Raw genomic sequence first — 12,329 nt, forward strand, 5'->3', positions numbered from 1 at the left:
GTCACGCCAACCTCCCGTGGGCCACACCGACTGCATCGGTGAGCCGCTCGAATCCCTTGTCCTGCAACAGTTCTGCCAGTTCACGACCCACTCGCACGGGTGCGCTGGGGTCGTTGAACGTGGCGGTGCCCACCTGCACTGCGCTCGCACCGGCCGCGACCAGCTCAAGGGCGTCACGCCCCGTGCGCACTCCCCCGACCCCGATGATCGGCACCGTCGGGAGGCGCCCCTCGAGCATCGCGGCCCGGGTCTGCCAGACGGCCCGGACGGCCACCGGCCGGATCGCGGGACCGGACAGGCCGCCCGTCACCCCCGCCACCTGCGGCCGCAGCCGGTCGGTGTCGATGACCATGCCCAGCAACGTGTTGATCATGGTGAGCCCGTCGGCACCCGCCTTCACGCAGGCCTGGGCCACGCCGACGATGTCGGTCACATCGGGAGTGAGCTTGGCGAAGATGGGGATGTCCCGCGGCAGCTGCTCGCGCACGAGCGCGACGACCTTGGCACTGGCCATGGGGTCGCACGCGAACACGAGGCCGCGGTTGGCGACGTTCGGGCAGGAGATGTTGACCTCCACGCCCACGACCGCGTCGAAGGCGTCGCTCGCCCGCAGGGTCGCCGCCACGTCGGCGAACTCGCCGCTGGTGTTGCCGGCGATGGAGACCAGGGTCCGGGCCCCGACCTGCTTGAGCCAGGCAAGGTCCTTGTCGACGAACGCCGAGATTCCCGGCCCCTGGAGCCCGATCGAGTTGAGCATCCCGGCGGGCGTCTCGGCCATCCGCGGCGTGCCGCGCCCCGACCGAGGGTCGGCCATCACCGACTTGGTGACGAACGCGCCGAGCTCGCGGATGTCGAAGAACCGCGCCAGCTCGCGACCGTTCGCAGCACACCCCGAGGCCGTCATCATCGGGCTCGGCAGCGTCACCGATCCGAGCCGCACCGACATGTCGACCGTCATCAGTGGCCACCCACCCGGGGTGCGCCGACCGTGTCGGCGGGCACCCGGCATACCCCGTCGGCGAAGGCGTCCCACCGGACGCGGTCACCGCGGAAGACCGGCCCCTCCACGCAGGACCGCACCATCCGGGTGGCCCCGTCGTTGCCCGTGACGGGCATGACGCAGGTCATGCACACGCCCACGCCGCACGCCATGGACTCCTCCACCGCCACCTGGGCGACCGCACCCTCGGCGGCGGCGACGTCCGTGATCGACCTGAGCATGCCCATCGGACCGCAGCCGTAGACGACCGACGCGCCGGTGCGCCGGATGACCTCCGGCAGCACGTCGGAGACCCAGCCCCTGGTGCCGGCCGAACCGTCGTCGGTCGTCACCGAGACACCGTCGGCGTACCGACGTGCCTCGACGACTCCGAACAGCTTGGACTCGGTGGCGGCCCCGAGGACCATCTCGACGTGGCAGCCCCGCGCGCGCAGCGCCTCGGCCAGCCAGAACAGCGGCGCGCTGCCGTAGCCGCCTCCGACGAGCACACAGGCCACCGGCTCCTTGGGCAGCGGGAAGGGGCGGCCGAGCGGTCCGACGATGTCGACCTCGTCGTGGGCGCGCAGCGTGCTGAGCCACCGCGTGCCCGGCCCGACGGCCGAGATCACGACGTCGACGGTGCCGCCGTAGGTGCCCGACGGGCTGACCTTGTGGATCGAGAAGCACCGGCGCAGCAGGGTGGCGCTGGTGTCGCCACCCACCGCGAGGGCCACGAACTGACCCGGGTGGGCCAGCTCGGCCAGTCCGGGGGCCACGAAGGTGAGGTGGTGGTACGCGCCGACGCGTCGGGTCGCGATCAGCTCGCCGGTCACCTGCACGACGCCACTGCCCTGCGAGGTATGCCGCGTGGTCGCCGCGCTCACGCGGTCCCTCCCGCCCCGATGCCGGCACCGGGGGCCGGGCTGCTCGACCGGAGGGGCCCCTTGCCGGTGCCCGTGTCGTAGAGGTCGAGGTCGCGGGCGTGCTCCTGCAACGGCTTCACGGTGAAGACTCCGTGCATCTGCGCCTCGATGCCCTGCACGGCCGCCGCCAGCTCCTGCACGGTGGTGACGATCGGCTTGTCCATCGACGTCGTGGCGGCGCGGATGGCGTAGCCGTCGGCCCGGGCGTTGGGACCGCTCGGGGTGTTGACGACCATCGCGATCTCTCCCGCGAGGATGAGGTCGACGATGCTCTCGTCACCGGCCGTTCGCTCGCTGTGCTTGTGGACCACCTCGGACGGGATCCCGTTGCGCCGCAGCACATCCGCGGTGCCCGTCGTGGCGACGATGGTGAAGCCGAGGTCGGCGAGGCGCTTGACCGGGAAGATCATCGCGCGCTTGTCGCGGTTGGCCACCGAGACGAAGATCCTGCCTTCGCGCGGCAGCCCGGAGCCGGCCGCGAGCATTCCCTTGGCGAACGCCGTCCCGAAGTCCTGGTCGATGCCCATGACCTCACCGGTCGAGCGCATCTCGGGGCCGAGCAGGCTGTCGACGACCTGGCCGTCGCGGGTGCGGAACCGCTTGAAGGGCAGCACCGCCTCCTTGACGGCCACCGGTGCGTGGGCGGGCATCGAGCCGCCGTCGCCGTGCGGCGGCAGCAGGCCCTCCTCGCGCAGCTCCTTGATGGTGGCGCCCAGCATCACGCGCGCGGCAGCCTTGGCGACCGGCACCCCGGTCGCCTTGGCCACGAACGGGACGGTGCGGGACGCGCGGGGGTTGGCCTCCAGGACGTAGAGGATGTCCTGGGCCAGGGCGAACTGGACGTTCATCAGGCCGCGCACGCCGATGCCCTCGGCCAGCTTGAGGGTCGCCTCGCGGACGCGTTCCAGCTCGGCCACACCCAGCGTCACCGGCGGCAGGGTGCAGGCCGAGTCGCCGGAGTGGATGCCGGCCTCCTCGATGTGCTCCATGATCCCGCCGAGGTACATGTCCGTGCCGTCGTAGAGCGCGTCCACGTCGATCTCGATGGCGTCGTCGAGGAAGCGGTCCACGAGGACGGGGTGCTCGGGGCTCGCCACAGTGGCCCGGGTGACGTACGTGGCCAGGGTCTCGTCGTCGTAGACGATCTCCATGCCGCGCCCGCCGAGGACGTACGACGGGCGAACGAGGACGGGGTAGCCGATCTCGCGGGCCACCTCCACCGCCTCGGCGGCGCTGTAGGCCGTGCCGTGCTTGGGTGCCGGCAGCTGGGCCTCGGCGAGGACGCGCCCGAAGGCACCGCGGTCCTCGGCGAGGTCGATGGCCTCGGGGCTGGTGCCGACGATGGGAACGCCGGCCTCCTTGAGCGCCTTGGCGAGACCCAGCGGCGTCTGGCCGCCGAGCTGGACGATGACACCCGCGACCGGGCCGGCCTGCTGCTCGGCGTGCACGACCTCGAGCACGTCCTCGAGGGTCAGCGGTTCGAAGTAGAGCCGACTGCTCGTGTCGTAGTCGGTGGACACGGTCTCGGGGTTGCAGTTGACCATCACCGTGTCGTAGCCGGCATCGCGCAGGGCGAAGCTGGCGTGGACGCACGAGTAGTCGAACTCGACACCCTGCCCGATCCGGTTGGGACCACTGCCGAGGATGAGCACGGCGGGCTTCTCCCGCGGCGCCACCTCGGTCTCCTCGTCGTAGGTGCTGTAGTGGTACGGCGTCGTCGCGGCGAACTCTGCCGCGCAGGTGTCGACCGTCTTGTAGACCGGGCGCACCCCCAGGGCGTGCCGCACGCCGCGGACGACCGCCTCCGGCATACCCCGCAGCGAGGCGAGCTGGACGTCGCTGAAGCCGTGCCGCTTGGCCAGCCGCAGGAGCGTCGGCGTGAGCTCGGGCGCCGCGACGACCCGGTCGGCGATGGCGTTGATCAGCGCCATCTGGTCGAGGAACCACGGGTCGATGCCGGTGGCCTCGTGGACCTCCTCGACGGACAAGCCACCGCGCATCGCCTGCTGGACCGTGACGATCCGCCCGTCCGTGGGCGTCTTCGCGGCGTGCAGGAAGGTGCGGGCCTGGTCCTCGCTCGGGGTCGGGCCGTCCCAGTGGAACGTGCTGTCCTTGCGCTCCATCGACCGCAGCGCCTTCTGCAGGGCCTCGGTGAAGTTGCGGCCGATCGACATCGCCTCGCCCACCGACTTCATCGTGGTGGTCAGGGTGGGGTCGGCGGCCGGGAACTTCTCGAACGCGAACCTCGGCACCTTGACGACGACGTAGTCCAGGCTGGGCTCGAAGCTGGCCGGCGTCTCGCGGGTGATGTCGTTGGGCACCTCGTCGAGGGTGTAGCCGATCGCCATCTTCGCGGCGATCTTCGCGATCGGGAAGCCGGTGGCCTTCGAGGCCAGCGCGGACGACCGCGACACCCGCGGGTTCATCTCGATGACGATGATCCGGCCGTCGACGGGGTTCACCGCGAACTGGATGTTGCAGCCGCCGGTGTCGACGCCCACCTCACGGATGATGGCGATGCCGATGTCCCGGAGGCGCTGGTACTCCCGGTCGGTCAGGGTCAGTGCAGGGGCCACGGTGATGGAGTCACCCGTGTGCACGCCCATCGGGTCGAGGTTCTCGATGGAGCAGACCACCACGACGTTGTCGACGTGGTCGCGCATCACCTCGAGCTCGTACTCCTTCCAGCCCGTGATGGACTCCTCGAGGAGCACCTCTGTCGTCGGCGAGTACTGGAGGCCGTCGCCGGCGATGCGCCGAAGGTCCTTCTCGTCGTAGGCGAAGCCGGACCCGAGGCCGCCCATGGTGAACGACGGACGCACGACGACGGGATAGCCGAGCTCGGTTGCGGCAGTGAGGCATTCGTCCATCGTGTGGCAGATCGTGGACTTCGCCGACTCGGCCCCGCAGCGCTCCACGACGCCCTTGAACTTCTCGCGGTCCTCGCCGAGCTGGATCGCCTCGACATTGGCGCCGATGAGGGGGCAGTCGTACTTCTCCAGGACGCCGGACTCGTGCAGGGCGATCGCACAGTTGAGGGCGGTCTGGCCGCCCAGGGTCGCGAGCACGGCGTCCGGTCGCTCGCGGGCGATGATCGCCTCGACGATGTCAGGGGTGATCGGCTCGACATAGGTCGCGTCGGCGAACTCCGGGTCGGTCATGATCGTCGCCGGGTTGGAGTTGACCAGGATCACCCGGATGCCCTCCTCGCGCAGCACCCGACAGGCTTGCGTGCCGGAGTAGTCGAACTCACAGGCCTGACCGATGACGATCGGCCCCGAGCCGATGACGAGAACGCTCTTGATGTCGTCGCGCTTGGGCATCAGGCGCCGCTCCCCTTCTTGTCCTGCATGAGTTTTACGAACCGGTCGAACAGGTAGCCCGCGTCGTGCGGACCGGCGGCCGCCTCCGGGTGGTACTGGACCGAGTAGGCAGGCAGGTCAAGGCATTCCAGCCCCTCGACCACGTCGTCGTTGAGGCACACGTGCGACACCCTGACCCGTCCGTATGCCGTGCCGTCGGCTTCGTCTGCGGGCGCGGCGACCGCCTCGTCCAGGGGGGCGTCGACGGCGAACCCGTGGTTGTGGGCCGTGACCTCGACCTTGCCGGTGCTGCGGTCCATCACCGGCTGGTTGATCCCCCGGTGGCCGTACTTCAGCTTGTAGGTGCCGAAGCCCAGCGCCCGCCCGAGCAGCTGGTTGCCGAAGCAGATGCCGAAGAACGGGATCCGCGCGTCGAGCACCTGGCGCAGGACAGCCACCTCGGCGTCTGCGGTCGCAGGGTCGCCGGGTCCGTTGGAGAAGAACACGCCGTCGGGGCCGCTCTCCCCCACCGCGCGGATGTCCTCGATCGTCGAGGAAGCCGGCAGGACGTGGACCTCGATGCCGTGCTGGGCCATCAGCGTCGGCGTCATGGCCTTGATCCCGAGATCGAGGGCGGCCACGGTGAACCGTCGCTCCCCGACCGCCGGCACGACGTAGGTCTGCTTCGTGCTCACCTCGGCGGCCAGCGCGGCGCCCTTCATCAGCGGAGCCCGCTGGACGGCGTTGACCAGCTCGGTCAAAGGCAGCCCGGCCCGCTCACCGGAGAAGATGCCGACCCGCATCGCGCCCCGTTCGCGCAGGTGCCGGGTCAGCGCGCGGGTGTCGATCCCGCTGATTCCCACCACTCCCTGGTCGACCAGTGCATCCTCCAGCGACCGCTGGGAGCGCCAGTTGGACGGGCGCAGGGCGGGGTCGCGTACGACGTAGCCCGCCACCCAGAAGCGGTCCGACTCGTTGTCGTCGTCGTTGACCCCCGTGTTGCCGACGTGGGGAGCCGTCATGACGACGACCTGCCGGTGGTAGCTCGGGTCGGTGAGGGTCTCCTGGTAGCCGGTCATCCCGGTGGAGAAGACCGCCTCCCCCACCGTCTGACCGGTGGCGCCGTAGGTGTCGCCCCGGAAGATGCGCCCGTCCTCGAGGACGAGTACCGCGGGGGCCCTGTCAAGAGCAGGGTCCAGGTCGAACCCGTGTGCAGCGGCGCTCATGATGTCGTCTTTCCTTCGGTCTCGGAATCGGTGGGCGCCTCGTCCGGCTGGGTCGTCCCGGCACTCTGACTCGGGTCAGGTTGGTCCCCGGTGTGCCACCACAGGGCCGACTCGACGCGTTCGACGTCCGCCTTGAACCGGGGCAGGAAGCCGGTCTCGTAGACCTCGCCGTTCTCGGCCCGCCACTGCAGCACCACGAGGCGGTTGGCGCCGACGAACTTGCCGACCATGCCGCGGTCCCGGCGGGCGGAGATGAGCCGGGCAGCCGGGATGATGACGGTGGCCTCGCCCTGCCGGTCGATGCGGACCAGCTCGTCGATGTCACCGCGACTGACGATGAGGGTCGCCTTGGCGCGGTTGCCGAGACCCTCCACCGTGACCCGCTCCAGCCTGCTCTCCGCGGTGGTGGTGCTCACGTACGTTCCCTCCGCGATGACCTGCGGCGGCTTCTCCTTGAGGGCCGGAGCCTCCAGGGCGTGGTCGCGCGTCGTGCGGTTGCGCTCGAGGGCGATCGCCGCGGACTCGTGCTCGCGCCGCTTGCGCAGCCACGCGGCATACAGCAGGGCATAGACGAGGCCGAGGGCCACGAGCATCACGCCCACGGCTTGCAGTCGGGTCACGCGATGGCTCCCTTCTGGGCCGTCACGCGACCGGCGAAGACCGTGGCGTGAACGGCACCGCGCAGGGTGCGGCCGTGCCAGGGGTTGTTGCGGGACAGCGACAGCGACGAGCCGCGGTCGACCGTGACCGTCGCGGTGGGGTCGACCAGGGTGAGGTGAGCCGGCGAACCCGCCGCGAGCGGCCGTCCGTGCGAGCCCAACCCGGCGATCCGGGCTGGGGCCACGGACATCACCCTCGCGACACCGGCCCAGTCGAGCAGACCGCCGCCGACCATCACGTCGCTGACGACCGAGAGCGCCGTCTCGAGCCCCAGCATGCCGAAGGCCGCGTCGATGAACGCGTGCTCCTTGTCGTGGCGGGCGTGCGGGGCGTGGTCGGTCGCGACCGCGTCGATGGTGCCGTCGGCCAGTGCGGCGCGCAGGGCGTCGACGTCCTCCTGCGGACGCAGCGGGGGGTTCACCTTGTAGGTGGGGTCGTAGCCCGCGAGCAGGTCGGTGGTCAGCACCAGGTGGTGCGGCGTGACCTCGGCCGTCACGGCGATTCCCTGGGCCTTGGCCCAGCGGACCACCTCGACGGTGCCCGCGGTGGAGACGTGGGCGACGTGCACCCGCGAACCCGTGTGGCGGGCCAGCATGACGTCGCGAGCCACGATCGACTCCTCGGCGATGCCGGGCCAGCCGGGCAGGCCGAGGCGACCCGAGAGCTCGCCCTCGTGGGCGCAGGCGTTCGGGCCGGCCAGGTGGGGATCCTGGGCGTGCTGCGACACGACGCCGCCGAAGGCACGGACGTACTCGAGGGCACGGCGCATCACCCGGGCGTTGTGGACGCAGTGCCCGTCGTCGGAGAAGACGGTCACGGCGGCCCGGGACCGGTGCATCAGGCCGAGCTCGGCGAGCTCCTCACCGTCGAGGCCCTTGGTGACGGCGCCCACGGGCACGACGTCGACCAGTCCGGTCGCCCGGCCCAGGTCGAGGATGCGCTCGGCCGCCTCGGCGGTGTCCGTGACCGGGCTGGTGTTGGCCATCGCGAGGATCGCCGTGAAGCCGCCGACGGCCGCGGCCGCGGAGCCCGAGGCGATCGTCTCGGCGTCCTCGCGGCCCGGCTCGCGCAGGTGGGTGTGCAGGTCGACCAGACCCGGGAGCGCGACCAGGCCGTCGGCGTCCAGGACATCGGCGCCCTTGGCCGAGCGGATCGACCCGACCTCGGTGATCACCCCGTCCTCGATGAGCAGGTCCTGGGCGCCGGACCCGAGCAGGTTCGCCCCCGTGACGAGCAGCGTGGCCATCAGCCGTCCTCTCCTTCGCCACCGGCGAGCAGGTGGTAGAGCACGCTCATCCGCACCGCGACGCCCGCGCTGACCTGGTCGAGGATGAGCGACTGGGCTCCGTCGGCGGCGTCGGCCGCGATCTCCAGTCCGCGGTTCATCGGGCCCGGGTGGCAGATGACCGCGTCGGGGTTGGCCGCCGTGAGGGCGTCGAGCCGCGCGCGGGTCAGGCCGTAGCCGACGGTGTACTCGCGTGCCGTCGGGAAGAACCCGCCGCTCATCCGCTCGCGCTGGACCCGCAGCATCATCACCGCGTCCGCCGTCGGCAGCACCGCGTCGAAGTCGTGCGACAGCGTGAAGCCCTCTGCCTGCGCCCACGTCGTGATGCCGCTGGGCATCAGGGTCGGCGGTGCCACGAGGGTGATCCGAGCGCCGAGGGTCTTGAGCGTGATCAGGTTGGAGCGCACGACGCGTGAATGGGTCAGGTCGCCGACGATGACGACGTGCCGCCCCTCGAGGTCACCGAGCCGGCGCTCCATCGTGTAGGCGTCGAGCAGCGCCTGGGTCGGGTGCTCGTGCATCCCGTCCCCGGCGTTGATGACGTGCGCGTCGACCCACTGGCTGACCTGGTGGGCGGCGCCGCTCGCGTGGTGACGGATCACCAGGGCGTCCACCCCCATGGCGGCCACGGTCAGGACGGTGTCGCGCAGCGACTCCCCCTTGGACGTCGACGAACCCTTGCCACTGATGTTGATGACGTCGGCCGACAGCCACTTGCCGGCGATCTCGAAGGAGCTACGCGTGCGCGTCGAGTCCTCGAAGAACAGGTTCACGACCGTGCGCCCGCGCAGGGTCGGGAGCTTCTTGACCTCGCGCTGCTGGACGCCGTGCATCTCCGAGGCGGTGTCGAGGATGGCCCGGACCTGCTCACGGCTCAGGTCCGCGGACGACAGCAGGTGCCGCTTGGTATGCCGGGTGCCCGCCTGCTGCTCGCGCGTGGTGGTGGGGGTGGTGCTGGCGGTGGTGGCGGCGGCGGTCATCGGGCCTCCCCACCGGCGATGGTGACCTGGTCCTGGACGTGGTCGGGTTCGCTGAGCCGCACCCGTACCTTCTCCGTGCTCGACGTCGGCAGGTTCTTGCCCACGTGGTCGGCCCGGATCGGCAGCTCGCGGTGACCCCGGTCCACGAGGACGGCGAGGCGCACGATGCGCGGACGACCGAGGTCGGACAGCGCGTCCAGCGCCGCGCGGACCGTGCGGCCGGAGTAGAGCACGTCGTCGACGAGCACCACGACCTTGTCGTCGATGCCGCTCGCGGGGATGTCGGTGTGCATCGGGCTGCGGGTCGGCTGCCTGCGCAGGTCGTCACGGTGCATGGTGACGTCGAGCGCGCCGACGGCCACCGGCACCCCCTCGACCTCCTCGATCAGTGCGGCCAGCCGGCGCGCCAGCGCGACTCCCCGGGTCGGGATGCCCAGTACGACCAGGTCGGCAGCGCCCTTGTTGTGCTCGAGGATCTCGTGCGCGATCCGCCGCAGCACGCGGGCCACGTCGGCCTCGGTCATGACGGTGCGGGAGTCGTCGCCCGAGCTGTTGCTGGAGTCGTCCCCGGAGGCGTCGACGGAGCGGGAGGCGGGAACGTCGCGTTCAACCGCCGAGGGTGCAGCAAAGTCAGGACGCATCAGCGTCAGGACCTCCTTCCCTGCCTCACAGGACAGGTCGTTAAAGGATGTCTTTCGCGGGTGACTCTACCCGGTGCCGGGACCACGCGGCATACCGGCCCGCCGAGAGGCTCAGGCCAGGGTGGGCTTGACCTCGGCCAGGCGACCGAGCAGGCCGTTGACGAACTTCGGCGAGTCGTCGGTGGACAGGCTCTTGGCCAGCTCGACGGCCTCGGCGATCGCGACGCTCTCGGGGACCTCGGTCGCGTACAGCACCTCGAACGCCCCGAGGCGCAGGATCGCGCGGTCGACGCTGGGCATCCGCTCGAGGGTCCAGCCCTGCGAGTAGGTCGCGAGCAGCTCGTTGATGTCTGTCCAGTGCGCGACGACGCCCTCGACCAGGTCGGAGGTGTACTGGCTGAGCGGTGCCTCTGTGACCGGTTTCGCGAGTCGCTCAGCGAGCAGGTCGCGGGCGTTCAGGCCCCGGTTCTCGGCCTCGAACAGGAGGTCGATCGCCCGCTTGCGTGCTTTGGTCCGAGCGCCCACTCAGTTCACTCGGCCGAGGTAGGAGCCGTCGCGGGTGTCGACCTTGACCTTGGTGCCCTGCTCGAGGAACAGCGGGACGTTGATCGTCGCACCGGTCTCCAGGGTGGCCGGCTTGGTGCCACCGGTGGAGCGGTCGCCCTGCAGGCCCGGCTCGGTGTAGGTGATCTCGAGGACGACCGACGTCGGCAGCTCGACGTAGAGGACGGTGCCCTCGTGCGTCGCGACCTGCGCGCTCTGGTTCTCCAGGAGGTAGTTGGCGACGTCGCCGACGACGGTCTCCGGGATGTGGATCTGGTCGTAGGTCGACCCGTCCATGAAGACGTAGTCGGTCCCGTCCTTGTAGAGGTACTGCATGTCACGACGGTCCACATTGGCGGTCTCGACCTTCAGCCCCGCGTTGAACGTCTTGTCGACGACCTTGCCGGACAGGACGTGCTTGAGCTTGGTCCGCACGAACGCCGGGCCCTTGCCGGGCTTGACGTGCTGGAACTCCACGACGGCCCACAGCTGGCCCTCGAGGTTGAGGACCATGCCGTTCTTGAGGTCGTTGGTCGATGCCATGCGTGTGTCACCTTCTGTGAAATGTCAGCCAAATGAGCCGGTGTGCAGCGTGGCTGAGCGCGCGCGGCAGTCCCGGAAAGGTTCGGGGTGGGAATCGCCGGACAGTCTAGCCGTCGGCCGCACGGTCCCCCGAATCGCTGGCCGGCCACCCCGACCCCACGCGGGCACCCGCGTCACGGCCAGCCCTCCTCACGGCCCACACGCCTAGGCTGGGCGGATGACCGCCACCGAGACCACCCAGGACATGTCCTACCGCCCACTGGGGTCGAGCGGCCTCATGGTCAGTGCCGTCGGGGTCGGCTGCAACGCCTTCGGCCGCAGGGTGGACCAGGTCGGGGTGGGTTCMATCCTGTCCGCCGCCCGCGACGCCGGCGTGACGCTGCTCGACACGGCCGACATCTACGGGGGCGAGCCCGGGCAGAGCGAGTCGATGCTCGGCGAGGCCCTCCGCKGTCAGCGGGACGAGTTCGTGCTGGCGACCAAGTTCGGGATGGACATGCAGGGAGCCAACGGCGAGGACTTCGGAGCGCTGGGTTCACGCCGCTACGTCCGCCGCGCGGTCGAGGCCAGCCTGCGCCGGCTGCAGACCGACCACATCGACCTCTACCAGCTGCACCGGCCCGACCCGCTGACGCCGATCGAGGAGACGCTCGAGGCGCTCACCGACCTGGTCCGCGAGGGCAAGGTGCTCTACCTCGGCTGCTCGAACTTCGACGGCTGGCAGGTGGCTGACGCCTCGTGGACGTCGTCGACAGCGGGGCTGGCGTCGTTCGTGTCCGTCCAGAACGAGTACTCGCTGCTGGACCGCTCGGTCGAGGACGAGGTGACGCCTGCCTGCGAACGCTTCGGGCTGGGCATCCTGCCGTTCTTCCCCCTGGCCCGTGGCCTGCTCACCGGGAAGTACCGGCGGGGCGCCGTCGCGCCCGAGGGTTCGCGCGCCGCGCTGGAGTCGGACCGGGCGGGATGGCTCGCGGAGGCCGACTGGGACCGGGTCGAGGCGCTGCAGGGCTTCGCGGCCGAGCGCGGCGTCGAGCTGCTCGACGTCGCCATCGGCGGTCTCGCGGCGCAGCCAGCCGTCACGTCGGTCATCGCCGGGGCGACGACCGCGGAGCAGGTGACCCGCAACGCCCGAGCCGCCGGCTGGCAGCCCACCGCCGCCGACCTCGTCGCGCTCGACGAGCTCTAGCCGGTTCGCGGCGCCCATCCGAGGACACGACTCGCCGCTGCATTCGCTCGACGGCGCACCT

General features: G+C 70.7%; 11 protein-coding genes. 1 reads left to right on the forward strand and 10 read right to left on the reverse strand.

Annotated elements, in window-relative coordinates; genetic code table 11:
* Nucleotide 1: 1 nt before the first annotated feature.
* The 10 genes from AC1DVZ_RS05020 to efp form a co-directional block, all read right to left on the reverse strand.
* Entirely contained in the window at nt 2–958 is a 957-nt protein-coding gene (locus AC1DVZ_RS05020) for a dihydroorotate dehydrogenase (RefSeq protein WP_477617078.1), read from the reverse strand.
* On the reverse strand, nt 958–1,863 hold the full coding sequence (locus AC1DVZ_RS05025; protein ID WP_477617079.1) for a dihydroorotate dehydrogenase electron transfer subunit: 906 nt from the start codon (nt 1,861–1,863) through the stop codon (nt 958–960). Before AC1DVZ_RS05025 ends, AC1DVZ_RS05020 begins: the two co-directional genes overlap by 1 nt.
* The gene (gene carB, locus AC1DVZ_RS05030) at nt 1,860–5,225 is read right to left on the reverse strand and encodes a carbamoyl-phosphate synthase large subunit (RefSeq protein ID WP_477617080.1); all 3,366 of its coding nucleotides are present in this window, start codon (nt 5,223–5,225) and stop codon (nt 1,860–1,862) included. Before carB ends, AC1DVZ_RS05025 begins: the two co-directional genes overlap by 4 nt.
* A complete protein-coding gene (gene carA / locus AC1DVZ_RS05035) occupies nt 5,225–6,430 on the reverse strand; it encodes a glutamine-hydrolyzing carbamoyl-phosphate synthase small subunit (protein WP_477617081.1) in 1,206 nt (401 codons plus the stop codon). The genes carB and carA overlap by 1 nt, the downstream gene beginning before the upstream one ends.
* Complete coding sequence (locus AC1DVZ_RS05040; protein WP_477617082.1) at nt 6,427–7,050, reverse strand: PH-like domain-containing protein; 624 nt, start codon at nt 7,048–7,050, stop codon at nt 6,427–6,429. The genes carA and AC1DVZ_RS05040 overlap by 4 nt, the downstream gene beginning before the upstream one ends.
* Nucleotides 7,047–8,336, reverse strand: a complete 1,290-nt coding sequence (locus AC1DVZ_RS05045) for a dihydroorotase (RefSeq protein WP_477617083.1) — start codon at nt 8,334–8,336, stop codon at nt 7,047–7,049. Before AC1DVZ_RS05045 ends, AC1DVZ_RS05040 begins: the two co-directional genes overlap by 4 nt.
* Nucleotides 8,336–9,355: an aspartate carbamoyltransferase catalytic subunit gene (locus tag AC1DVZ_RS05050; protein WP_477617084.1), complete on the reverse strand. Its 1,020-nt coding sequence runs from the start codon at nt 9,353–9,355 to the stop codon at nt 8,336–8,338. The genes AC1DVZ_RS05045 and AC1DVZ_RS05050 overlap by 1 nt, the downstream gene beginning before the upstream one ends.
* Complete coding sequence (pyrR, locus tag AC1DVZ_RS05055) at nt 9,352–9,879, reverse strand: bifunctional pyr operon transcriptional regulator/uracil phosphoribosyltransferase PyrR (RefSeq protein WP_477617107.1); 528 nt, start codon at nt 9,877–9,879, stop codon at nt 9,352–9,354. The genes AC1DVZ_RS05050 and pyrR overlap by 4 nt, the downstream gene beginning before the upstream one ends.
* Before the next feature lie 228 nt (nt 9,880–10,107).
* Nucleotides 10,108–10,521 carry a transcription antitermination factor NusB gene (nusB, locus tag AC1DVZ_RS05060; RefSeq protein WP_477617085.1) on the reverse strand — a complete coding sequence of 138 codons (414 nt, stop codon included), beginning with the start codon at nt 10,519–10,521 and terminating at the stop codon, nt 10,108–10,110.
* Complete coding sequence (efp, locus tag AC1DVZ_RS05065; RefSeq protein WP_477617086.1) at nt 10,522–11,082, reverse strand: elongation factor P; 561 nt, start codon at nt 11,080–11,082, stop codon at nt 10,522–10,524.
* 217 nt (nt 11,083–11,299) lie between these two features.
* On the opposite strand from efp, the gene AC1DVZ_RS05070 reads away from it, so the two are divergent.
* A complete protein-coding gene (locus AC1DVZ_RS05070) occupies nt 11,300–12,268 on the forward strand; it encodes an aldo/keto reductase (protein ID WP_477617087.1) in 969 nt (322 codons plus the stop codon).
* Nucleotides 12,269–12,329: the final 61 nt, after the last annotated feature.

This window comes from Pedococcus sp. P2_E5 (assembly GCF_056403895.1).